Consider the following 24,033-nt stretch of genomic DNA (forward strand, 5'->3'; position numbering starts at 1 on the left):
GTGGTAACTGAACTTCACCTACAAGGGAATCTGAGCAAAGTGGCTATTCGAGTAGCAATCAACGGCTTCGGCCGCATCGGACGTTTGACCTTCCGCAACCTGATGGAACGCAGCGACGAGTTTGAAGTCGTCGCCATCAACGACTTGACCGACAACAAAACCCTCGCGACGCTGCTGAAGTACGACAGTGTCCACGGTCGTTACCCCGGCGAAGTCAGCTTTGATGACACGTCGTTGACTGTCGAAGGCAAGAAGATCGCCGCGTTGGCTGAGCGAGACCCACGTCAGTTGCCTTGGAAAGATCACAAGGTCGACATCGTGATCGAATCGACCGGTTTCTTCACCGCTCGCGCTTCGGGCGACAAGCCTGGCTATGACAGCCACATCGAAGCGGGTGCCAAGAAAGTTGTGCTGAGTGCTCCTGCCAAAGACGGCGCCGACCTGACCTGCGTGCTCGGCGTCAATGACGACAAGTTGACGGCAGATTTGCAGTGCATCTCCAACGCGTCCTGCACGACGAACTGCTTGGCACCTGTCGCCAAGGTTCTCAATGAAACGTTCGGCATCGAGGAAGGTCTGATGACGACCGTTCATGCCTACACCAACGACCAAAACGTTCAAGACCAACCGCACAGCGACCTGTATCGTGCCCGTGCCGCGGCCCTGAACATCATACCCACGAGCACTGGTGCCGCCAAGGCTGTTGGTCTGGTCATTCCAGAACTGCAAGGCAAGCTGACCGGTATCGCCATGCGAGTGCCGGTTCCCACGGGCAGCGTGGTCGACTTGACCTGCAACCTTTCCAAGGCAGCCACCAAGGAATCGATCAACGAGGCGATCCAGAAGGCCGCCAGCGGACCGCTCAAGGGTATCCTATTCTTCGCGACCGATCCGATCGTCAGCAGCGATATCGTTCACGATTCGCACAGCAGCATCTTCGCTGCGGACTTCACCCAAGTCCTCGGTGACAATGGCAAGTTCGTCAAGGTTGTTTCCTGGTACGACAACGAGTGGGGTTATTCCTGCCGCACCGCCGACCTGTGCAGCCGTTTGGCGAAGTTCCTCTAGGCAGCGATCAGCTAGTAGCTTCTAGCTGTTAGCTCGATCCATTATCATGAAGGCGTGATGCACCGTCATCACGCCTTTTTTTTCCGCTCCACCGCTCACAGTCGCCAGCTAAAACGCTAGCAGCTCGAAGCTCGAAGCTAGTAAGCTTTCTCAGAATGTTCATTGATCGCGTCGAAGTTGAGTTCACCGCAGGCAAAGGCGGCGATGGTTGCACGAGCTTTCGCCGCGAAAAATTCGTCCCGCGTGGCGGCCCCGATGGGGGCGATGGCGGCAAGGGTGGCAGCATCATCTTTGAAGCTCGGGTGGGGGTGAACTCGCTCGCTGCGTTCGCCAACCGTCGCTTTTTCCGCGCCGACAAGGGCCGGCACGGCGAAGGCTCGCTGCGACACGGACGCAAAGGTCGTGACATGCGGCTGTTCGTGCCCTGTGGCACGAGTGTGATCGATATCGCCGACGGGTTTGTGATCAAGGATCTCACAACGCCGGGTGAGCAATTCGTGATTTGCCGTGGCGGCCGTGGTGGTCATGGCAACGCGCGCTTCAAATCATCGACCAACCAGGTCCCCCGGACGCACACCGTCGGTGCGCCCGGTGAGGAACGGCACGTCGTGCTCGAGTTGAAGTCGATTGCCGATGTGGGATTGATCGGGAAACCCAACGCGGGCAAGAGCACGCTGTTGTCGCGAATTTCCAGCGCCCGGCCGGAGATTGCGGAGTATCCCTTCACGACGAAGTTTCCCAACCTCGGAATCGTCGATGTCGATCAAGAGCGTTCGTTTGTTACCGCGGATATCCCCGGTTTGATCGAAGGCGCCAGTGACGGGGTGGGGCTCGGCCACGAATTCCTGCGACATGTCGAGCGAGCCGGCTTGCTCGTTCACCTCGTTGAACCGACACCCGTCGATGGCAGCGACCCGATCGAGAACTATGCTGCGATCCGGGAAGAGCTGCGTCAGTACGATGAAAACATGGCCGATCGGGACGAGTTGGTCGTGCTGACTAAGAGCGAACTCGATCCCGATGCCGAGGTGCTCCAAGAGATGCAGCAGCATTTCAAGGATCATCCCGTCGAACACCAGCGAGACCTGTTTGCGATCAGCGCCGCGGCTGAGATCGGATTGCGAGAACTCGTTGAAGAGATCATGGATCGGGTCACCGAGCGTCGCCAGGAGATGATGGAGGCGGGTGAGGACGTCAACCCAATTCGCGAAGTCGATGTGCCCACCGAGAGCAAAAAGAAACGGCGGGTACCACCGCACAAAGTGGGACCCACCGCCGCCCTCTCCAACGACCATCAAGCTCGAGATGTGCCCGAGATGTGGGGCAAGCAATCGCCGATGGGCCGGACGCTCGCCGAGCCCGAGGAACAACAGGACGCCACAACACATTCCGATTCGGACCCCCAGCCGTGATCATTGGGATCGACGTTGGCAACACGGCGATCAAAATCGCCGTGCAGGGAGAATCAGACGTTGTTGTCCGGCGCGTATCCGATCACGCCACGATGGACACGATTTTAAAAACGTTGTGGAACTATTCACAAGCAGAAACCGCCGAAGTGCGCATCGCCAGCGTCAACCGGGCGACGGCAAACGAATTGATTACCCAGACGCGAGCGGTAGCAGGCGACGCTGTACGTTTCCGGCAGATCACCTGGGATGACCTCCCCATCGCCATCGCGACCGAACACCCTGAACGGGTCGGTATCGATCGACTTGTAGGCGCGCTGGGGGCCTCGTACGACTACCAGCGACCGCTCGTGGTCGTCGATGCGGGGACGACGGTGACCGTCGACCTCGTCGATACCGGTGCTGTTTATCGTGGGGGCGCCATCGTTCCCGGGCTGGAGATGCAAACAGCGGCGCTCGCCGCCGGTACCGATGCCCTCCCGCAAATTAACTGGCAGGGTGCCTGCCAATCCCAGGACCTCCTGTCGCCGCAGAACATTCCCGCTTTGGACACCGTCGCCGCCATTCGCTTGGGGATCCTATCAAGTGTCGTTGGCGGGATCCAACGTCTCGTCGAACTCTATGGCAATCCACAGTGTGTCGTCGTCACCGGGGGCGATGGAGATTGCGTCGCGGCAGGGCTGCGGAGTTCTGCGAACCCAGACTTCGACGTCGAGCTGCATCCGCACCTCGTCTGCCGCACATTGGCAAACCTCGATTCGGCAGCGCTCTCGAAGACCCAAGCATCGAGTACCGGATTGCGGCAACGGTAGTGTTCGTGGCGGCGAACTGCCGGTTACCCAGCCGACAGGGGATCCGAAATGAGACACTCAGCATTCCGCCTGTCCCAGTGGTCTGTCACGACTTATTTCTGGCTCATCCGACGGAAGCGTGCGCCCGAGGTTTTCAAGGCATGGCTCCCGTATCCAAGGATTTATTTGAGGGATGTGATTATCAATGTTAGGCTGGCAATGCCGGGAGAAACGGAGCCGAGCTCTGCAGAGGTGCGGGCGTGGCAAGGGATATCTCGGTCGCCAGCGTTTCCCTGCAAAAGCGGTACGCCAATGGTGTTGTCGGTCCCTGGCGAGCGTTTGTTCGTCAGGGACGCATTTTTGAACGATCATTGGATACGAGAGCCATGCCTCAAAAAAACTTCCGCTGTGCTCTGCGCACGCTTCCGTCAGATGAACCCTTATTCTTAGGGTAGTGGACGATCAACCCTAACTTTTAACTGTGACAGACCACTACGCTGAAATCAAAGCCGCTTCGCCCCACAGCGAAGGATCCTCGGCTACCGGAAACTGTTCACTCAGGGTCAACGATTGATAGCCGAGTTCGCGGTCGGCGACTGCATAGTAGAACCCGATCCGAGGTTGGTCGACGGGATCGAAGCCGGTCATCGCGGCACTTGGAATCAAGCCGGACATCTCGTACCCATCGTGTTTGGGGGCGGCATGAATCTTCAGCGCGCCGTTGCCAATCGACTTGGGATTTCCTCTGGCACGGTTGATCGGTACGAGTTGAGCAACAGGTCGATCGCGTTGGGGACCACCGCCGGCGGGCAGCCACAGGAAACGGTGACAGTGCTGCGTCGCCCGGTGAATATTCGGGCTATTTCGTGTATCGATCCAAAGGTGCAGCCCGTCGCTCTCGTCGAGACGTGTGTCGCGGCACCATGGCATGGCCCGCTTGCCAGACACCTTGACTGAGAACCCCATGCCCTCGGTCGACCAAGCGAGGCGCAGGTCGGCGTAGATCGGGCCTCCCGAAAGGGCGGCGAAAGAGGGCAGCCGGCAAGCTTCGGGCAAAGACAATCCTCGCGATGTCCACTCCAGATCCTGTTTCAGCAATCGCACCTCGAAGCGAAACAAGATGGTCGGGTCAACGAGTTGTTTTGAATCGAGCGGCATGGCGAGTCAATGACCTACTGGGGTGAAGCGCGGCGTTGTGACAGTGTGGTGCGTAACCCAGGGACAATCAAGACGGCCAATAGGCCGACGGCTCCCGTGCAATCCGTACAAACGGCGAGTTTTAGCAAAAATGCACATTTTCTCTCATCGAATCATATCCCCTCACCTTGAGGGTCGTCGATAACCTGCAATGCCGCGAACGATGCCGACCGGACATACAGGTGACTGAACCGGTTTCTCGTCTTCTATCCGGGACATTTTTTCCTCCGCCGCCTCGTGCATCGATCGAATCCCACCTCAACATTCCCACCTCCAGCGGGCGCTATTTATTGCTCGCAGGCCTTCGGAGCCCATCGCACTTCATTCTTGTCAATCGTCTTTACCCGAGACGCATACACCAGCGAAGGACCGCAGGTTTAATTCATATAGGATCTTTCACATGACATCGCAATCATTCCGAAATCTCAAGAAGTTCGCAGTTCGTCTCGCCGCCGCTCGGCGGGCACGTCTTCGGCGACTACTGTTGGCTTCTTTCGTTGCCGGCAGTTCGCTAGTGGCGAGCGTTTCATCCGCCATGGCGGCCGAGGAGTCACGGGTTCCTCTAGGCGGTATTTCCATCTTGGTCCACGAGTTTACTCCGGATACCGAGGTGAACCCGTCGCCGACGAATTCGGCTGTCGAGATGGCAGTGGCGACGCCACTGAGTCGCACGTCGAGCCAGTTCAATCAGTCCATCGCTGCCGCAGTCGGTTCCTCCGCGGAGAGGATCGGTATTCCGGTCGAGCAGTTTCTCGAGCCCTACGCCGTGGTGGGGCGTTCGGCTCTGTCCGCCCCCGAAACCAGTGCCTTCTCGCCGGTCTCAGATCAGTCGGCAGAGCTGGTGACGACATCGGCAGCCGATGCTCAGACAGCCGCGACTCAGACAGCGGATGCCGACATCGAAATGGCAGTAGCAAAAGCGGCCCAACAGCTCGCTGACGAGGTCGTTGAACTGAACTGTTGGTGGGTGGAGTACATCTCTGCCGAAGCCGCGAGTGAATCCGCAGAAGCCACACCTAGCGACGAATTGGTAGTCGCCGTTGAAGCGGACGAGACCGGCTCCGCCCAGACCGATGAAGTGGTTGGCAATGAACTCGCATCCTGCGTCGGTTCGGCACCGGTGATCGCAACGATCCCCGACGCGTACTTCCCCTATGACATCGCTCAGCGAGATCTGGAGATCGAGTATCTGCCCTTGTCGTCGGTGCAGCCGATCCACCCGAAGAACTATGTTTCATTGTCCGAGCCAAGTTCTGAGGAGGCAAGTTCCGTTGCTCCGCCGGCGTTGGCCACCGCGGCACCCGCTATCGAGATCTCGCCAGATTGCCTGCTCGACGAGCTCATTCACGACGCCTCCGAACTCCTGGATCAAAGTCGGGTTCGCGAACTGAGCTTTGCATCTCTCGGCGAATCCGTCGGCAACTGGGTGGCTTCGTCGACCCAACGGTCCGCAGTCGAGGAACTTCCGTCATCCATCCAAACGCCTCGGTTGGATCAAGAGCCGATCAGCGAACAGCTCGCTGTCGACACCGATCGCCGTGAACCTGCTCCCGCTGCGGAACCGGTTGTTGTCGAGGAAGTGGTTGTCGTCGAGGAAGTGGTCGCCGTTGCGGAGATCGTCACCATGGAGATTGACGGCGAGGTAATCCCCGCACCCGTGGCCGATGAACGTCCCGATGCACCGGCATTGCAGCAGATTGCTGTCGCCGATTCTGCCGACCAGGATGAACACGCGCCGGCAAACGATCTGTTTGTCCTTCAAGAAATTGTCTTGATGGAAGTCGCTGATGAGTTGATCCTGTCACCTGTCGAAATCGGGGCTGCCCAGGACGCAGCTGCCACGCAGGTTGCTGAAATCCCAGCCGACGAAGCCAATGCCGACACGAATGAGCAGGTCGTGGTCAATGAGGTGGAGCATCCAGAGCCGGCAATGACCGCCACCGAGGAACTCAGCTTGTCCGCTCCCCTGGAGGAACTCTCGCTCATCCAGGTGATCGACTCGATCAGCCAATGGAATGATGGAGCACCGGCGAAGATTTGGTCAGCGACCAATATCGGCCAATCGCCAGCGGCATCGATTGCCGAGAGCGTGGATTCGGCCGAAGACAACGTGATCCGTTGAATGAGTTAGTTGGGTTTGGCACGCAGCCCGGATACAATCGGAGGAACTGAAATACCTTCGACCGGGAGACGATGCGATGCGATCGACGCGACTTGCCAAAGGCCCACGATTTTCTTACCCCCCGATGCTTTGCGTCGGGGGTGTTGTGTGGGCAACTGCCCTGCTCGCGACCACCGGGCTCGCGGTCGAATTCACCGCCCAGGTCATCGATCCCCAGCCGGGCAAAGTGGTCTACGCGGTGGCCGTTGAAGACATCGACGGCGACGGTGCGGATGACATCATCGCCGTGACGGAGAACCGCGTTTTGTGGTACCAAGCTCCGGATTGGAAACCCCATGTGATCCTCGATGGCGTGACTCAGTCCGACAACGTTTGCGTGGCGCCGCTGGACATTGACCGTGACGGTCAGATCGATCTGGCGCTCGGGGCCGGGTGGCCGCAGAGCGGTGGCACCGTCCAGTGGCTTTCGCGGGGCGAGAACGTCAACGCACCATGGCAACTGCACGCCATTACGGCCGAACCATGGACGCACCGGATGCGCTGGTCCGATGTGCTCGGCAAAGGCGAGCCTCAACTCGTCGTCTCACCGCTCAACGCGACTGTTCGTCCCGACGGAGTCCGCCTGCTGGCATTGGAGATACCCAGCGATCCTCGGACGGATCGCTGGCAACCCACGCTCCTCAATGGCGAACTGAATCGAATGCACAACCACTGGTGTGTCGACCCCGACGCGATTGGCATGTCGACGGAAACGGCCCAGGACCGACCGGTGACACTGACCGCTAGCGAAGAGGGAATCTCGGTGGTTGCTCCCGCTGCCGGCTCGGCGAATCGCTACCGCCGGATCCCATTGCTGGCCGGTGCCCAGGGCGATGAGGCGTCTCAGCGCGGGGCGGGCGAAGTTAAAACGGGACAGCTCGCCGGCGGGACGCGTTTCCTGGCGACGATCGAACCGATGCATGGCACACACGCGGTCGTCTACCCATTGCCCGATAATCTTTTTGCTGATTTGCCCGACGACTTGTCTGAGCTTGTGCCCGACGAGAAGCCCGATCGGATCGTGCTGACTGACGACCTGCGCGGTGGGCATGCATTGTGGTGTGCCGATCTCGATCAGGACGGCAGTGACGAGATTGTCGTCGGCTATCGCGACCCCAATCCTGCGGTTGGCATCCTGGTGTTTGATCATCAGCAGGATGGAACGTGGGCGGAGCAGCGAGTGGGCGATGAGGTCGCATGCGAGGATCTCATCGTCGCCGATGTTAATGGCGACGGTTGGCTCGATATCATCGCGGGTGGCCGGGCGACTCATAACGTCGTCGTGTACCTCAACCAAGGCGACGAATAACGTTCACCCTCTGTCGCAGACATCACCGGTCCCCGCGTCCGATCGTCTACTGCTCGCTCACGGTAAGCGACTCCGCCTTCTCGACCAGCTCGACGAACTCTGCCCGCAGCCCGTGCGGGTCCGGGCCGATCGAGTTTTCAGCGAGCTGACGGACGTCGTCGAATGTCCATGTGCCCACGAAAGAGCTCTCACGCAGTAGCATCCCGAAGGCCGCGACGGAGCTCGCGAACCGAAGGTCCCCATCGGCTTGCTCAAACGGAATGGGCGAACCGTCGAGGACGCGCGTCATTAACTGGCTTTCAGTTCCCTGCGGCTGCTTGTAACGCAGTTTCAAGGTCAACGTCTCTGTGGACAACGACGCCTCTGCATCGCTGTTTGGCGGAGTTTCCGTTCCGGGATCGAGGGCCGATTCGGTGGCACCGGCGGCTTGATACTTCAGCGGATCAACGGGCGGAGCAATCGACTCGACCTCCACTCCAACGGGGACCACTTCGTACAGCGCCGTTACCTGGTGACCGGCACCGATCTCACCTGCGTCTTTCGTGTCGTCATTGAAGTCTTCCTTGGCGAGCAGTCGGTTTTCGTAGCCGATCAATCGGAAGGCTGATACAGCGGCGGGATTGAATTCAATCTGAATCTTGACGTCCTTCGCTACCGTCACTAGGGTGCCCGTCAACTGGTCGGCGAGTACCTTATGTGCCTCGGCAATCGTATCGACAAAGGCATAATTGCCCTCGGCATCGTTGGATATCTTCTCCATCATGGCATCGTTATGGTTGCCCATGCCGAAGCCGAGCACGGTCAGGTCAACTCCGGACTTGGCCTGCGTGCGAGCTTCCCGGACGAGTGCATCGGTGCCGGTCATGCCGACGTTGAAGTCCCCATCGCTGCATAGAATCACGCGGTTGACGCCGTCCTGGATGAAATTTTCTCGAGCGGTTTCGTAGGCGAGTTGCAAGCCAGCACCGCCATTGGTACTGCCTCCCGATTTCAACTGCGTCAGGGAACGTAAGATCTTCTGCCGCTCCTCGACTGGGGTCGAATCGAGCACCAAGCCTGATGAGCCTGCGTAGACCACAATCGCAACACGATCGTCCACTCGCAGTTGATCGAGCAGTACCTTCATCCCCTCGATCACCAACGGAAGCTTGTTCGGTTGGCTCATCGAGCCACTCGTATCGATCAAGAACACCAAGTTGCACTGAGGGCGTTCCTCATCCGTCAGCCGTTGGGCCTGCAAACCCACGCGAACGAGCTGGTGCTGCGGCTTCCAGGGACAGGTCGTCGCGGTCATCGCAGCAGCAAACGGGGCACCGGCGTCCTCTTGGCCTGCTGACGGGGAGGGATAGTCGTAGGGAAAATAGTTGATCATTTCCTCGATTCGAACCGCGTCCGGCCGTGGCAACTGGTTGCTCTGCAAGTAGCTGCGGACCTTGGCGTAGCTGGCCGTATCGACATCGATCGAAAGTGTGCTCAGAGGATGCTCGGCGACGCGGCGGAATTCGTTGTCCGCCAGCGGTGCGAACTTGTCTCCGGGGGAACCGGGGCCGGTCCCTTGATCGTTCATTTCAACGCTCTTGCCCAGCGACAACGTGCGTGGAATGGAACGTGCCATCTGCTGCTTTGCGGGCTCTGGGGCGAGCTCCATGCTGTTGCCTTCAACGATCTCCAAAAGGTCTCCCACTCGTTCCCCGGCCGCTGGGGACTCCTCGAAGCCCTCCACGCCCGCATCCGAACCCGGCATGGCATAGGACTCCATGTCCGAGTCCACGTTCTTCTTCAGCCTGCGCCCGCGAGCACGGGAGGATGCCACAGCCGGCGCGGGAGCCGCAGTCGGCGCGGGAGCCGCAGTGCGGGCAGAAGCAGCCGCGGGTGCAAAGTCAGCAGCTGAGTCTGCAGCGGGCGCAGCCGGTGGCGTCGACATCGGAGCCGAAGCGTCCAGGCGACGTTGTGAGCTCTTCAATCTCGGACGCTGATCCGGAGCCGAGGATTGGCCCCTCTGCGACACCGCTTGCTCATGAAGCTCAGCCGTTGGTTCATCGAACGCGGTCGCCGACTCAGCGAGTTCGTCCGCAGCATTGAATGAGCTCGCGGTACGAATTCTCGGCGACATCCACAGCGGCAGTGCAATCGCGATCATCAAGATGGAGGCTGCGATCGCCCAGACCGCGAGCCGCTTCGACGAGTAGTCTGAGCTGGATCGTGGGGATGCTTTCGCGGCGACAGCAGCATCCGAGATCACCTCGCGGCGCGCGGCGTCGAGCGTGGCTGTCGGTGCTTCCTGATAGAATCCCGCCAACCTTTTGGCAACGGCTTGAGCCTCGGCGACAGCTCTCGCCAATTCAGGCTGCGCCTTCAGCTCAACTTCAAATTGTGCCGCTTCGGTCGGCGACAATTCATTCATCACGTACGCCGTGATACGCGGATCGTCCCATGTGTCTTCGGTGGTGGACATTCTAATTACCTCGATGTGTGATTTGTTTTAATGCGGTAGAGCAGTCATCCGAAGCAAGTTCGGAGACGGCTCAGGCCGTGACGAGTTGCTTGCGAAGTGACGCGACGGCTTGGTGCAAATGGAAGCCGACATTCGACGTTGTCAGTCCCGTCACGTCCGCGATCTCGCGGTAGCTCAGTCCGGCCTGCATTCGCAGTTGCAGGACCTCGCGTTGTTTTGGCGTCAATCCGCTGATCGAGTCCGCGACGAGTCGGTGTTCCTCCGTCGCTTGAGCGGCGTCGGCGGGCGTCGGCCCAGGATCACTCACGATGGCTTCGGGCCCCAACTCAGCGGGCTCGGTCGGGCCTTGCCGCGAGCTAAAACTTTGGGGCGTTTTCTTGCGTTGCATGTCAATCACTCGCGTTCGGCAGACCGTGAACAACCAGGGTGCCAAGCGGGCCGCGAACTCGCCGAGCGTGGGCGGATCGTCACTGCTAGCGACCTGACGCGCCTTGCGACACAACTGCAGAAACGTCTCCTGCACCGCATCTTGGGCCGCGATCGGGTCACGCAGCAGTCCGGCGGCATACGCCAACAAACTCCGCTGGTGTTCGTCGACAGCTCGCGCGATCACATCGCTCGGGTCATCGTCGCTCGCACCAGCGACAGCGCCGGAGTCACCGGAAAGAGATTGGGCCGGCATGGTAGTTCAACTGAAAGATGAGGAAGGATGGGAGCTGATCCGAATACCTCGAGGCAGTCCGCCGCACCAGTGGCCGGGGTTCCTCGGGCGCTCGGCCCCGGGGTGTCGGTTCAAATCCCAAAACGAGGCAAAACCGCTTCGCCTAAAAGTGACAACGTGCTCGCGATCGGATTATTAGTCAAAATTCAAAAAATCGCCGATCGGGCTGCGACCGGCGGCGGTTGCATGCCGGAGTTCATGAGTTGGCAGGGGCTTCGCGACGATTCCGGGCTGCTAACCGTTCTGGATGCGGAAAGCGAGCTGCTGCAGCTCGCTAGCGAGATCCACATTGATGACAGCGACGGCCGATGAAACCCGCAGCGTGGTGGGGGCAAAGTTCAGAATCCCTTGGATCCCGAGTCCGACGATTTTGTCAGCGACTTCCTTGGCCTGCTCACTCGGTACGGTGAGGATAGCCAGTTCGGGTTTCACCTCCCGCAATACCGTTTCGAGCTGATCCATCGGTAGGATCTTTGTACTTCCAACCACCTGATGGATCTTAGCCGGGTCGGTATCAAAGGCGGCCGCGAGTGAGAAGCCGAGCCGCTCGAAGCCCCGGTAGCGGAGCAGGGCGTTGCCGAGATAGCCGACCCCAATCATCACCGCTTTCCAGTGCACACCGCTGCCGAGCACGGCACCGATGTGATTGGCGAGTGATTCGACGTCGTAACCGACACCCCGCCGGCCCACCGATCCGATCGAGCTGAGGTCTCGTCGAACGACGGCCGCAGACACGTTCACCATCGCGGCCAGGTCGCGGCTGTTCGTCGATGTCTGGCCGGAATCGAGCAAACGGTGTAGCTCTCGGTAGTACAGGCTCAGCCGCCCCACGGCAGGCGTAGATAAATCCGTACGAGCAATTTCACCGGAGCCATCTTCGTCGGGCATTCCGAGTGGAGTGGGAGGGATCATGAAGCGTTGCTTTCGCGATGTGGATTGCGCAATCGGTATAGTTCATAGAATCGGAACGGACGGTAAGTTTGCACTGCCCAGTCACCATATTTTACCTGGTCGGCCACGTTTCTTTGTTCCATGATTCATCCGCAGACGATGTAGTTTGTGCATCGGAATCATTTTCGCTATCCCGCACGCCTTATGCATGTGTTAGCGGCGAGTGATTGCAACTCGACCCTCCCGCTCTTGTAAGCGGCCGACCGGCTTTAGTGTGGCCGACGGTCATGACGCGGACAAGAGAGTCATCGGGGACGCAACACGGTAACGACCGTATTCGCTCCGCATGGACTGGGGTGGTGAGAATGACTTGCGATATTGATGGGCGATGCCGGGGGGTTCCGGCTGCCAGTGGAAAGCTAAGTCTTGCGACGCTCCCAAGCGTTGTTACTTGAGAGGAATGAGTTATGAAAAGGTTGTGGTTACTGCCCGCACTTGCGATCATCGCAGTCGTGTCGGGTGCCAATGCTGCTCATGCTGCGTATTGTAGCACGATCAGTTACCAAGGTTGCAGCAGCTGTGGCGGCGGCTCGGTCGTAGCCGACGGCGGTGTTGTCTCCGACGGATCGGTGGTTGCCGACGGCTCCGTAGCCGTGGCGGCTCCTGGTGCCGTCGTCAGCGAAGGCGCCGGCAATGGCGGTTCGTACACCGTGATGCGAACCGTGCGTGAAACAGTGATGGAGCAAGTCGAAGAGACTCGCTATCGCACACGCAACGAAACTTACTACGTTGACAAAGTCGTCAACCGCACCCGGATGGTTCCTGAAACGGTCCAGAAGGAAGTGCAGTACACGGTCATGGTGCCGACGTACGAAACACGTGAAAAGACGATCAACTACACGGTCAACAAGCCTGTGTACGAGAAACGCAGCCGCGTGATCAACTACACCGTCAAAAAGCCTGTGTACGAAACTCGTCAAAAGACGATCAACTACACGGTGATGAAGCCGGTGCGGGAAGAGCACGAACGGGTGATCAACTACACCGTCAAGAAGCCTGTGTACGAGAAACGTCAAAAGACGATCAACTACACCGTCAACAAGCCGGTTTACGAAACTCGTCAAAAGACGATCAACTACACGGTGATGAAGCCCGTTTACGAAACTCGTACTCGGAACATCAACTACACGGTCTACAAGACTGTCCGTGAGAACAAGGTTCGCACTGAGAACTACACGGTTTGCGTCCCACAACAGTACACCAAGACCATCCAGGTCAAGGGTGGCCACTGGGACACTGTCACCGAAACGGTTCCTGGACCGATGATTCGCCGCACCGTGCGTGAGCCCGGAACGTGCGTATACGATCCTGCGACCTGCCGCACGGTATACTGCCCCGGCAAGTGCCGCGTGGAATGTGTCCAAGGTTGCCCCAAGACGATCTGCAAGAAAGTCTGGGTTCCTACCTGTGAAGAACGTGAAATCACTTGCACTCGCTACGTAAAAGAATGCCGCACCCGCGAAATTCCTTACACCGTGTGCCGCCGCGTTCCTGAATGCCGCACCAAGGTTTGCGAATACAAAGTTTGCAAGATGGTTCCTGAGTGCCGGACGAAGACCTGCAACTACACCGTTTGCAAGATGGTCCCTGAAGTCCGCACCAAGACCTGCGAATACACTGTTTGCAAGATGGTTTGCGAAAACCGCCAAAAGGTTTGCAAGTACACGACTTGCAAGATGGTTCCCGAGTGCCGGACGAAGACCTGCAACTACACCGTCTGCAAGATGGTTTGCGAAAATCGTCAGAAGACCTGCCACTACACCGTCTGCAAGATGGTTCCTGAGTGCCGCACCAAGACCTGCACCTACAAGGTTTGCAAAATGGTTCCTGAGTGCCGCACCAAGACCGTCTGCCACACGGTATGCCGCAAAGAATGCTACCAAGAAACGATCCGCGTTGCTAAGTGCCGCAAAGTTTGCGAGCCTTACACCGTGACCAAGTGCGTTCCTCGCGTAGTTTGCCGTCAAGTCCCCGTTACCGTTTGCTGCCCAACTCCTTGCTGCGAAGCAGCGAGCTCGTGCGACAACGGCTGCGACACTTGCGGATCGGCTTCCGGTTGTGGTTGTGCCAACGATTGCTGCGAGCCAGCCCCTTGCTGTGCTCCTCGCCAATCGTGCCTGAAGGGACTGTTGAACAAGCTGTTCCGCGGTCACAACAGCAACTGCGGTTGCCACGCTGCTGAGCCTTGCTGCGACGTTGCACCATCTTGCGGATGCTAGTCATCCTTCCTGATGGAATGAATCGTAAGCGAAGTCAAAACGGACGCTTTCCACGCTGAGTATCGCTTCCCCATAACGAATCCCGCACACCGTGCCTGTTCGGACATCATTTCGAATAACGAACAGCCGGTGGCGGATTCGGGCGGGGGGAATCGAACCCAGAGTGAGTGAGATACCGTGACGCCAAATCGGGGTTGAGTTTCTTCTTAAGAGAAACTCACCCCGTTTTTTCATGCGCCCTCGTTGAGGCGCATCGGGCCCAACTCTTGTGGCCCAATACGTGAGGCCCGACTCTGTTGGCGAAACTCTCGTGGCCCGACTCTTGCGACTCGACTCTTGCGACTCGACTCTTGCGACTCGACTCTTGCGACTCGACGCTTTCATCGACGTCTGGTTCGCCTTCTTTCTTCCGCACTCTCGCGGCCAACCTGATTTTGTCCCGTCGCTTCTGCCGGGGGGCTCTCGTTGTGGTATCTTGCTTGCCAATCTACTACCACACCCAGAGGAATCACATGCATCCTATGCTTTCGGAGTTTATCGGTACCGCTCTGTTGGTCCTGTTCGGCAACGGTGTCGTTGCCAATGTCTGCTTGAAAAAAACGAAGGGCAACGATAGCGGGTGGATCGTGGTCGCTGCGGGCTGGGGGATCGCCGTCTATATCGGCGCGTTCTGTTCGGATGCATTCAGTGGCGCCCATCTCAATCCGGCGGTCAGCATCGCCATGCTCGTCGGCGGGAAGCTTAGCCTGGTCGATACCGCCGTGTATATCGTTGGCCAGATGGGAGGTGCTATGTTCGGGGCGGTCTTGGTCTATCTGTTCTATCGCGAACATTTTCGGGCTACCGACGACGTCGACGCCAAACTGGCTTGCTTCTGTACCGCGCCCGCGATCCGAGATAACAAGCAAGCCTTTTTCTGCGAAGCTCTCGGCACGTTCGCACTCATCCTACCCATCTTCCTGATGGTCACGCCAAGCTTCATTTCGGGCGATGCCCCTGTCGACCCCGCTCCTGTCTTGGGGCTGGGATCAATCGGATTGTTACCCGTGGGTCTGCTAGTTTTCGGTATCGGTTTATCGCTCGGCGGTACGACCGGGTACGCCATTAACCCCGCCCGAGACTTGGGGCCACGAATCATTCATGCCCTGATCCCGATGAGCGGCAAACGTGACAGTGATTGGGGTTACTCCTGGGTGCCGGTGATTGGTCCCATCGTCGGGGCTGTGGTCGCTGCTTTCCTCTACCGCTTGATCGCGTGAGCAGCAATTGGTGTCGGCCCCAGCAGAGCAGCGAGAGTGTCGCGGCGGACTGAACCGCCTCGGCATCGGGCGGACGTACCGATCGAAAGTCTATTTGGGATCCTGTTCGCGTTTCCAATTGACATAGGGTTGAAGCTGTTTCGACAGTTCAGCAACAACACGCTCGTGCGCGGGATCGTCGGCGAGGTTCGTGACCTCCTGCGGGTCGATGTCGTGGTCATAGAGCTCTCGACCCGCCTTCCCGGCCAGCCATTCGGTATACCGGTAACGCTCGTTGCGAATGGAATAGCCCCACGCCTTGGGGTTATGCCAGACCTGGGTGACGGCGGGTTTGGTCCATTCGGCGTGAACAGGATCAATCAATAGTGGCCGCATCGATTGTCCTTCCAGGACGCTTGGCGGTTTTAGGTCGCAGAGGTCGGCGAGGGTCGGATAGAGATCGATTAACTCCACCGTTTTTTGCGTTGCCTGGTCTTTCGCCAGTCCTGGAGCAGCGATGACCAACGGCATGCGGGCGGATCGTTCAAAGGCTTTGCGTTTGTACCAGAGGCCTTTCTCACCGAGAAAGTATCCGTGATCGGACCAGAAAACGATCACGGTTCGATCCATCAGGTCATGCTCTTCGAGCGCGTCGAGTAGCCTGCCGACTTGGGCGTCGACAAATGAGCTGCACGCGTAGTAGGCTCGTTTGCACCTGCGAGCCTCCTCGATAGAGATCCCATCGAAGTAAAAGGGCCAGTTCCTCGCGTCGCGCTGGATCGCCATCGGCGGAACGTCATCAAGGTCCGCTTTCGCCTCCTCCAGATTGGGCATGGTGATTTCGTCGAGCGGATACATGTCAAAGTACTTTTTGGGGGCGACATAGGGACAATGCGGATTGAAGAACCCAGCGGCCAAAAAGAACGGTTCCTCGCGGTGCTCTTCGATCAACTCGACGATCTTCGTTGCTACCATCCCGTCGGTATGCTCTTCGTCACGGCTCTCAGGATCCCACCATGCCATCGAGATTCCCAAGCCTTTGCCTCGGTGGTAGCGAACGATCTTATCTTCCTGCGTCTTGTCGATGCCCGCAGGGTTGTAGCGTTCATCCCAGGTTGCCGGATCGTCGTTTGCGTCGGTACCGATTTGCGACGGATTGCCGTAGTGATAGATCTTTCCAGCTCGCGCCGAGAAGTATCCTTGCTGGCGAAACATTTGGCCAAGGGTCACCACGTCTGGGTTCTTTTTCCGCAGCTCGTGAGCGAGAGTGTGCATGTTGAGCGTGTCGGGTCGCAGCCCCGTCATCAGACTCGCCCGGCTCGGACCGCACAGGGGCTGTTGGCAATAGGCGTTATCAAAGCGGACGCCCATCGCCGCTAAACGCTCGAGATTGGGCGTTTTGACTTGCGAGTTCCCGTATAGACTGAGATCACAATTCATATCGTCGGCGGCTATGAACAGCACGTTCATCTTGGGAGGATCCGCCGCGACGACGACAGTGGGCGCGAGCGTCAAAGCAATCGTGGCGATGGCGATTCGAATTCGGGAGTTCATGGGCAAGCGGTGGGGAGATCGAAAGAGGTGTTGATTTCGTTTGGGAATCGGGAACATACATGTTGAGAACTTTGCTCTTCCGCGGGGAAGGTAAATCCAATGGTTCCCGCATTCCCTACCGGTGTCAGAGTCCTACGCAAGAATCCCTTGGGCGACGTGACCATGCACGTCGGTCAGCCGGAATTGGCGGCCTTGGTAGCGATAGGTTAACCGCTCGTGGTCGACGCCGCAGAGATGCAATAATGTGGCCTGCATATCATGGACGTGGATGGGGTCGGCCGTGATGTTCCAACCAAATTCGTCGGTGGCTCCGTGGACATGGCCCGCCTTCACACCGCCGCCAGCCATCCACCAACTGAACGCTTTGCCGAAGTGATCGCGACCGTTGGGGCTGTCCGGGTTCCCTTGGCCGAAAGGTGTCCGGCCAAACTCGCCGCCCCAGACGACGAGGGTATCGTCGAGCAGCCCTCGTTCTTTGAGATCCATTACGAGTGCCGCAGAGGGACCAATCGTATCCTCGCACTGAATCTCCAGTTGTGTGAAGAGATTGTTATGTTGGTCCCAACCGGAATGCATCAACTGCACGAACCGGACGTCGCGTTCGAGCAGTCGACGGGCAATCAAGCAATTGTTGGCGAAGGTACCTTTCTTGAGCGCATTGGGACCGTAGCGATCGAGCGTGGATTGGCTCTCGTCTGAAAAATCGACGAGTTCGGGCACGCTTGTTTGCATGCGGAACGCCATTTCGTACTGCGAGATACGAGTGTCGATCTCTGGATCGCCGTATTCCTCCAGGTGGGCCTGGTTCATTGCCGCGATGTCATCGAGCAGGTCACGACGCCCCTCGCGACTGACGCCTGGCGGGTTGGTGAGGTAGGGCACGAGATCGCCAGTATTCCGGAATTTCACGCCTTGGAATCGACTCGGAAGAAAACCGCTGCCCCAGTAGTAGTCGAAGAACAGCTGCCCGCATGTTTTGCCAGCATCACTCGATGTCATGACAACAAAAGTCGGGAGGTTGTCTGACTCACTCCCCAAACCATAGGACAACCACGCCCCGAGGCTGGGCCGGCCGGGGACTTGTGAACCTGTCATGAAAAACGTCACGCCGGGGGCATGGTTGACCGACTCGGTGTGCAGGCTTCGCACCAGGCAGATATCGTCAGCGATCTGACCGAGCGGCGAGACCATCTCACTGAGCCGCATCTCGGATTGGCCGAAAGTTCGATACGGCTTAATCGCGGGGACACAGGGCCACTTTCCATAGCCTGATGACATCGTCGACAGCCGCGTATCGCCACGCACCGAGTCGGGGATGTTTTGCCCGGCGAGCTTCTGCAGCATGGGTTTCTCATCGAACAGATCGATGTGCGACGGGCCGCCGCCCTGCCAGAGCATCACAATGCGTTTGGCGGAAGGCTTGTGGTGGGGCAGACCGGGAATCCCTTGAGCGTTCGACGCACCCGCTGCTCCGGCTAGCGAGTCTCGGCCTAGCAGCGATGCGAGCGCGGCCGTCCCCACGCCACTGGCGGTTCGTCCAAAGAGTTGGCGGCGACTGACACGGGCAGCATTCAATTCGATAGGGTGCATGCGTTATTCTCGTGTGAGGGATTCGTCCAGATTAAAAATCGCCAGGCAAACCGCCGTCATCGCAGCGTGCTGCACCGGCGCGAGCGTCGTGTCGCGTGACGTTTTTCCGACGTCTAAAAATTCGATAGCTGCGGCGGGATCTGCTCGAAAGCCCTCGAATTGCTTTTGATAGGCGTCTTCGAGTCGACGCAGTTCTGAATCAGTTGCCGTTCGGCAAGCGATGCTTTCGAACGCCGATTGCAACTGGGATCGTAATTCGTCCGCCTCAACGAGGCAGTTTCCCGCTAACACGCGAGCGGCTTCGATCCAGGTCGGATCGTTCAGCGTCGTCAGTGCGTGCAGCGGTGTAATTGTTGCTGCGGCGCGGACGCGGCAGGCCTGGCGATCGGAGGCATCGAACATGTTGGTCGGAGCAACCGTGCGCCGCCAAAACGTGTACAGACTGCGGCGATAGAGGTCCCCGCCCGTGGATGCTGGGTAGGTGAAGTCTCGCTCCTTGGTGATGGCCAGAGCCTCCCAGACCGCATCGGGCTGGTAGGGATAGACGGGGTGACCACCAATCCGATCGTCCAGCAGTCCAGCCGACGCGAGCGCCCAATCACGCAACACCATCGACGGCATCCGGATGCGGGTGGCGCGAGCGATGAGGCGATTCTCAATGTCCTCGGTACGGTGCTTCTCCGTCATGCGGGATGATTGCCGATAAGTGGAGCTGGTCACGATCAACCGGTGCACATGTTTTCTGCTCCATCCCGATGCACGGAACTCGACCGCCATCCAGTCCAACAGGTCTTGGTGAACTGGGAACTCCGACTGGACTCCGAAATCTTCCGATGTTTTGACAATCCCCATCCCGAAGGAATGCTGCCACATCCGATTGACTTGAACCCGGGCGGTCAGAGGATGAGTATCCGCCATCAACCAGCGAGCAAACCCCAAGCGGTTCTTCGGCGCATCGTCTGGTAGCGGGGGCAAGAACGCGGGTGTGTCGAAGGTGACTTTCTCGAGCGGACTCAGGTAGGCTCCGCGATCGAGGACATGGGTATCTCGCGGTTTGTCGTCACTCATCACCATCGGACGTGGGATCTGATCGCCGCGGTAGCCCGCCAACTGATTCTCGATCTTGGTAACCCTTCGCCCGGGCTCCGTCTTCTGAGCGAGTTCGTCGCGAGCACTCCTCTGAAAATAGCTTCTCCATTCTTTCTCGATCGCTTGCTTTTCTTCCTCGCTGCGTTTGCCTTTCGGTTTCTCTAGCTTGGTGCGCAGCGATTCGGGAAGGCTCTCGTCCTGGGCGAGGTCCTGGCCGCTGCCGAGGCCGAGACGCCAACCCTCGTAGGCGGCATCCATCAACGGGTCGAGCTCCTTCTTCGCCGCAGCAATGTTGGCCTGGAACTCAGAGATTCGTTCCTTGTTCTCAGCCGTGGGGAGCTCCAGCACCGGATTGCCCACCCGAATCCGACTCGAGAACCGCTGCGGACGCCCATTTTCAGGGACACGATTGAACGCGTCGAGCAATCGGTAGTAGTCCTTTTGTGAGATCGGGTCGTACTTGTGATCGTGGCACTGGGCACAGGCGACCGTCAGGCCGAGCCAATTGGTAGTGGTGGTGTCGATGCGGTCGAAAAGGATGTTGAAACGCTGTTCCTCGGCAATCGCGCCACCCTCGCCGTTGAGCAAGTGGTTGCGATTGAAGCCGCTGGCGATCTTCTGGTCGGTCGTTGCATCAGGCAGTAGGTCGCCTGCCAATTGTTCGATGGTGAATTGATCGAAGGGCATGTCCTCATTGATGGCATCGACGACCCAGTCCCGCCACATCCACTGCCAGGTGTCACCATCCTGTTGGAACCCGTTGCTGTCTGCATAACGCGCAGCGTCTAGCCAGGGCAGAGCCATTCGTTCGCCGTAGTGGGGACTCGCCAACAGACGCTCGACCAATGCGTCGTAGGCGCCTGGATCGTCGTTGTGGACGAACTGGTCGACTTCCTCTGGAGTCGGAGGCAGACCCAACATGTCAGCGTAGAGTCGCTTGATCAGCGTCGCACGCTCAGCGGGTGGTGACGGTTGCCAGCCATTCTCTTCAAGCTTTGATAGCACGAAAAAGTCGATTGCATTTCGGGCCCACTGGGGGTCGGTGACCGATGGGACGGCGGGCCGAACCGGGGCGACGAATGCCCAGTGTTGTTGATACTCGGCTCCTTCGTCGACCCACTGCCGCAGCAACGCTTTTTCTGCATCGGTCAGCGTCCGGTTGGCATCCGGTGGCGGCATCAGCATGTCGGGATCATCACTGAGTACACGCTCGATCAACACGCTGGCCTCAGCATCGCCTGGCTCGAACGCGCCGTAGTCCAGAGCGTCCTGACGAACATCCAACCTCAGGTCCGCCTCACGATGATTCGGGTCTTGCCCATGGCAATAGAAGCAATTCTCCGACAGGATCGGGCGAATCTCGCGGTTGAAGTCGATCTCGCCAGCGAAGGCGGAGACGCTCCATAGCGCCGTGCCTAGAAGCAACGCGAAAGGAATTGTCAGGTTTGGAAGCATGCCAGTGGTCAAGGAGCCAGCGAAACTCGCCTGCCGTCGCGGCTCCTATTCGTATTGGCACACGGTACCAATGCAAAATAGTAGGCGGCGGACTACGAGAAAACCACCCATTCTAACGCATCGTTGAAGCATGAGACAAGCAAAAGTCACCATCGGCATCTCGAAAACTCACCGCGACGACGGGCTCGTCATTTCACCTTGGCAGGCTGCGAACTGACCTCAGAGTTGTCTATTTGATGGAGTGCGAAGGCGTAGGCGCCGATGCCAACGGCTTGACTCGTTCCCAGCACGGTGGTGCCGATCCCGATTCGTTTCATCGGGTCGTAGGAGACTGTGCGGGACGTCCCCGGCACGGGGATCGTTTTGGCTGCTCCGGCTAAGAAACGCTGCGTCTGTTCGGGGCACTGGAGGTTGAAAACCTTCTGCACGATACGGTCCATTCGATCGCCATCGTAACTCGCGATCGAGCCCTGCATTTCCTCGATCAGCGGCTCCATGAAGACCCCATGGGCGGCTGAAATACCGCCACCGATCACGACTAATCCATCGATCAACGTGATCGCGTTGGCGAGCGCGTCGCCTAACGTTTCGCCGAGTTGCGCAAAAGCACTCAGCGCAGCCGCCTGATCGCCCTCAATCGCGCCGCGGGCGATTGATTCAATCTCTTGCGGGCTCGGTGCATCGCTCAGGTCCACACCGGCAGCCTCAGCATAGCTGCGCCGCACAGCACGAATACAAGCGCCTTCTTCAGCGAAACAATCCGGTCTGAGCTTGTTTCGCAACAACCAAATCTCGGCCGCGTTGGAATTGTCTCCTATAAAAAGCTCGCCCTTGTGCACGATTCCGCCGCCCAGTCCCGTGCCAAGCGTGACCGCGAACAGCGTTTGGTAGCGTTTGGGGCTGCCCGCTTCAGCGAGGAGTGAATTGACATGCGGCAACAAGCCCGCAATCGCTTCTCCGTACGCAAACAGATCGCCATCATTGTTAATGAACGTCGGCAAGCCAAAACGCTCTTCAAGAAACGGTCCCAAAGCAACGCCACCGGCAAATGCGGGTAGGTTGCCGACATTGTCGATGATCCCATTGGGATAGTCCGCCGGTCCGGGGAAGGCGAAACTAATCGCGACGGCCGGCCGGTCGAGCCGATCGATAACCTGCTGGAACCCCGACTTAATCGCTTCCAAGCTGCGGGAGAGCTCTTGGGTTTCAGCGGCTAAACAAACCGGTGGGATGACTTCGCGGTTCGAAGCAATCGCAGAGAAGACAAAGTTCGTGCCGCCCGCATCGAGCGTCAAGACGATTCGTTCGTCGGTCTGATAGTTCATGCGACAGCCTCCTCCGGTTGCACCCAGTGCCCTACAAACCCAAAGAACGCGATATAAGCATAGTTGACGATGGGGACCAAGAAAGCGAGTTGAATGCCAACCTGATCCGCTGCGGCACCCATGATGAGCGGCACAATCGCGCCCCCGACAATCATCATGACCAGCAGCGAAGAGCCTTGCGACGTGTACTGTTTGAGACCCTTGATCGAGAGCGTGAAAATATTCGACCACATGATCGAGTTGAACAATCCGGTTCCAAGCGCCGCCCAGAAGGCAACGGATCCGCCTGTCAATGAAGCTACAAACAGAAGTGCGATCATTCCGAGAGAAAACACTCCCAAGACGCGTGAGGCGCTACCGCGTCCGATGACAAAGGCGATGAAGTTCAGAGCAATGAGTAAGAAGTACGGCGCGATCTGTGGCAGCGTCATGTACTTCATCGAAAAGACGCCGTCGTCGATTCGAATAGCGGTCACCAAATAAACGAGGAAGAAGACAACGATCCCCGTGATCGCCATGTACAAATACTTGGTGCCTTGATTGGCGATCTCACTGAGCGAGATGGCGCCACACAATCGACCGATCATCGCGCCTCCCCAGTAGTATGCGAGATAGATGCTAGCGTCGGTTTCAGACAATCCCATGATCCCTTCGTCCATCATGAAGTTGATCAGATAGCTGCCGATGGCAACTTCGCCGCCGACGTACATGAAGATCGCAACCATTCCAAACCGCAAGTGCGGGAAACGCAGTGCGCCGAGGCCCCGTTCCAGTTTTTCATCGTTGGCGACGCGCGGCAGGTGGCTGAACCTCACGATCACGGCGAGGATCACGAACAGCGACCCATAGATCAGGTAGGGGATTTTGATCGAATCGATCGTCACCTCACCGTCAACGGCAAAGACTTTGTAGAGCAGCAAGCCGCCTGCAATCGGGGCCAGTGTTGTGCCGAGAGAATTGACGCCTTGAGCGAGGTTCAACCGACTCGATGCCGTTTCGGGCTTGCCCAAAATCGCCGCGTACGGGTTCGCTGCGATCTGCAGCAACGTCACGCCCGTCGCCAGCATGAACAGAGCCGCGAGAAAAAGCGGGTACTGCCGAAACTCGGCGGCTGGATAAAACATCGCACATCCAGCACCACAAATCAGCAGCGCGATGATAATGCTCTTCTTGTATCCGATCCGATTGATCGGGTCGCCCTGGGAAAGGGAGACAAAGTAATACGTCAACGAAACGAAAAAGAACGCGCCGAAGAATGCAAACTGAACCAAACCCGCCTGAAAATAGGTGAGGTCAAAACTGTTTTTGAGATAGGGAATCAACACGTCGTTCATGACGGTGATGAAGCCCCACAGGAAGAACAGCATCGTGATCGTGATGAACGGACGCCGATAATTGGGCGTCGTGCTTTCGGATTCCATCGAATCGTTCCGTGAGAAGAGAGCGGCCAGGAGGGAGGCAGCCTTAGCCGCGACCCCCAGAATGAGTGCCAAATGTAGCG

Annotated in this window: 16 protein-coding genes; 7 read left to right on the top strand and 9 right to left on the bottom strand. The window is 58.3% G+C overall.

All coding sequences use genetic code 11. The annotated features are described in order from the left end of the window. The first annotated feature begins 39 nt into the window (after window positions 1-39). The 3 genes from gap to CA85_RS08790 all read left to right on the top strand — a co-directional run bounded on the left by gap (window position 40) and on the right by CA85_RS08790 (window position 3,289). On the top strand, window positions 40-1,068 hold the full coding sequence (gap, locus tag CA85_RS08780; protein WP_146390928.1) for a type I glyceraldehyde-3-phosphate dehydrogenase: 1,029 nt from the start codon (window positions 40-42) through the stop codon (window positions 1,066-1,068). Window positions 1,069-1,223: 155 nt separating this feature from the next. After that, a complete protein-coding gene (gene obgE / locus CA85_RS08785; RefSeq protein ID WP_146390929.1) occupies window positions 1,224-2,480 on the top strand; it encodes a GTPase ObgE in 1,257 nt (418 codons plus the stop codon). Further along, window positions 2,477-3,289 carry a type III pantothenate kinase gene (locus CA85_RS08790; RefSeq protein WP_146390930.1) on the top strand — a complete coding sequence of 271 codons (813 nt, stop codon included), beginning with the start codon at window positions 2,477-2,479 and terminating at the stop codon, window positions 3,287-3,289. Before obgE ends, CA85_RS08790 begins: the two co-directional genes overlap by 4 nt. 471 nt (window positions 3,290-3,760) lie before the next feature. On the opposite strand, the gene CA85_RS08795 is transcribed toward CA85_RS08790, so the two are convergent. After that, window positions 3,761-4,306 carry a DOMON domain-containing protein gene (locus CA85_RS08795; protein ID WP_146391007.1) on the bottom strand — a complete coding sequence of 182 codons (546 nt, stop codon included), beginning with the start codon at window positions 4,304-4,306 and terminating at the stop codon, window positions 3,761-3,763. A gap of 559 nt (window positions 4,307-4,865) precedes the next feature. Between CA85_RS08795 and CA85_RS08800 the strand changes: the two genes are divergently transcribed. Then, window positions 4,866-6,587: a hypothetical protein gene (locus tag CA85_RS08800; RefSeq protein WP_146390931.1), complete on the top strand. Its 1,722-nt coding sequence runs from the start codon at window positions 4,866-4,868 to the stop codon at window positions 6,585-6,587. Window positions 6,588-6,663: 76 nt separating this feature from the next. Beyond that, window positions 6,664-7,935 carry an FG-GAP repeat domain-containing protein gene (locus CA85_RS08805; protein ID WP_146390932.1) on the top strand — a complete coding sequence of 424 codons (1,272 nt, stop codon included), beginning with the start codon at window positions 6,664-6,666 and terminating at the stop codon, window positions 7,933-7,935. Between the two features lie 46 nt (window positions 7,936-7,981). Here CA85_RS08805 and CA85_RS08810 read toward each other — a convergent pair whose 3' ends face one another. From CA85_RS08810 to CA85_RS08820, 3 genes are all read right to left on the bottom strand, one after another. Beyond that, the gene (locus tag CA85_RS08810) at window positions 7,982-10,390 is read right to left on the bottom strand and encodes a YfbK domain-containing protein (protein WP_146390933.1); all 2,409 of its coding nucleotides are present in this window, start codon (window positions 10,388-10,390) and stop codon (window positions 7,982-7,984) included. Window positions 10,391-10,460: 70 nt separating this feature from the next. Beyond that, window positions 10,461-11,072 (bottom strand): RNA polymerase sigma factor, encoded by a 612-nt coding sequence (locus CA85_RS08815; protein WP_146390934.1) that lies wholly within the window; start codon window positions 11,070-11,072, stop codon window positions 10,461-10,463. Between the two features lie 273 nt (window positions 11,073-11,345). Further along, window positions 11,346-12,023: a redox-sensing transcriptional repressor Rex gene (locus tag CA85_RS08820; RefSeq protein ID WP_146390935.1), complete on the bottom strand. Its 678-nt coding sequence runs from the start codon at window positions 12,021-12,023 to the stop codon at window positions 11,346-11,348. Window positions 12,024-12,469: 446 nt separating this feature from the next. Between CA85_RS08820 and CA85_RS08825 the strand changes: the two genes are divergently transcribed. After that, window positions 12,470-14,281, top strand: coding sequence for a hypothetical protein (locus tag CA85_RS08825; protein ID WP_146390936.1), 1,812 nt, complete (start codon window positions 12,470-12,472; stop codon window positions 14,279-14,281). A gap of 512 nt (window positions 14,282-14,793) precedes the next feature. Next, window positions 14,794-15,540 (top strand): MIP/aquaporin family protein, encoded by a 747-nt coding sequence (locus CA85_RS08830; RefSeq protein WP_146390937.1) that lies wholly within the window; start codon window positions 14,794-14,796, stop codon window positions 15,538-15,540. A gap of 90 nt (window positions 15,541-15,630) precedes the next feature. Here CA85_RS08830 and CA85_RS08835 read toward each other — a convergent pair whose 3' ends face one another. The 5 genes from CA85_RS08835 to CA85_RS08855 form a co-directional block, all read right to left on the bottom strand. Then, window positions 15,631-17,073 carry a sulfatase gene (locus tag CA85_RS08835; protein WP_146390938.1) on the bottom strand — a complete coding sequence of 481 codons (1,443 nt, stop codon included), beginning with the start codon at window positions 17,071-17,073 and terminating at the stop codon, window positions 15,631-15,633. Window positions 17,074-17,205: 132 nt separating this feature from the next. Next, window positions 17,206-18,663 carry a DUF1501 domain-containing protein gene (locus CA85_RS08840; RefSeq protein ID WP_146390939.1) on the bottom strand — a complete coding sequence of 486 codons (1,458 nt, stop codon included), beginning with the start codon at window positions 18,661-18,663 and terminating at the stop codon, window positions 17,206-17,208. A gap of 3 nt (window positions 18,664-18,666) precedes the next feature. Further along, complete coding sequence (locus CA85_RS08845; protein ID WP_146390940.1) at window positions 18,667-21,207, bottom strand: DUF1553 domain-containing protein; 2,541 nt, start codon at window positions 21,205-21,207, stop codon at window positions 18,667-18,669. Window positions 21,208-21,395: 188 nt separating this feature from the next. After that, window positions 21,396-22,532, bottom strand: a complete 1,137-nt coding sequence (locus CA85_RS08850; RefSeq protein WP_146390941.1) for an ROK family protein — start codon at window positions 22,530-22,532, stop codon at window positions 21,396-21,398. Continuing rightward, window positions 22,529-23,953, bottom strand: a complete 1,425-nt coding sequence (locus CA85_RS08855) for a sugar MFS transporter (RefSeq protein WP_146390942.1) — start codon at window positions 23,951-23,953, stop codon at window positions 22,529-22,531. Before CA85_RS08855 ends, CA85_RS08850 begins: the two co-directional genes overlap by 4 nt. Window positions 23,954-24,033 lie beyond the last annotated feature (80 nt).

Origin of the sequence: Allorhodopirellula solitaria (assembly GCF_007859855.1) — a bacterium.
In the GTDB taxonomy this organism is placed as follows: Bacteria; Planctomycetota; Planctomycetia; order Pirellulales; family Pirellulaceae; genus Rhodopirellula; species Rhodopirellula solitaria.

Coding starts and splice junctions, on each gene's coding strand:
- obgE (WP_146390929.1), top strand. CDS start 1,224: ATGTTCATTGATCGCGTCGAAGTTGAGTTCACCGCAGGCAAAGGCGGC.
- CA85_RS08800 (WP_146390931.1), top strand. CDS start 4,866: ATGACATCGCAATCATTCCGAAATCTCAAGAAGTTCGCAGTTCGTCTC.
- CA85_RS08805 (WP_146390932.1), top strand. CDS start 6,664: ATGCGATCGACGCGACTTGCCAAAGGCCCACGATTTTCTTACCCCCCG.
- CA85_RS08810 (WP_146390933.1), bottom strand. CDS start 10,390: ATGTCCACCACCGAAGACACATGGGACGATCCGCGTATCACGGCGTAC.
- CA85_RS08815 (WP_146390934.1), bottom strand. CDS start 11,072: ATGCCGGCCCAATCTCTTTCCGGTGACTCCGGCGCTGTCGCTGGTGCG.
- CA85_RS08820 (WP_146390935.1), bottom strand. CDS start 12,023: ATGATCCCTCCCACTCCACTCGGAATGCCCGACGAAGATGGCTCCGGT.
- CA85_RS08825 (WP_146390936.1), top strand. CDS start 12,470: ATGAAAAGGTTGTGGTTACTGCCCGCACTTGCGATCATCGCAGTCGTG.
- CA85_RS08830 (WP_146390937.1), top strand. CDS start 14,794: ATGCATCCTATGCTTTCGGAGTTTATCGGTACCGCTCTGTTGGTCCTG.
- CA85_RS08835 (WP_146390938.1), bottom strand. CDS start 17,073: ATGAACTCCCGAATTCGAATCGCCATCGCCACGATTGCTTTGACGCTC.
- CA85_RS08840 (WP_146390939.1), bottom strand. CDS start 18,663: ATGCACCCTATCGAATTGAATGCTGCCCGTGTCAGTCGCCGCCAACTC.
- CA85_RS08845 (WP_146390940.1), bottom strand. CDS start 21,207: ATGCTTCCAAACCTGACAATTCCTTTCGCGTTGCTTCTAGGCACGGCG.
- CA85_RS08850 (WP_146390941.1), bottom strand. CDS start 22,532: ATGAACTATCAGACCGACGAACGAATCGTCTTGACGCTCGATGCGGGC.
- CA85_RS08855 (WP_146390942.1), bottom strand. CDS start 23,953: ATGGAATCCGAAAGCACGACGCCCAATTATCGGCGTCCGTTCATCACG.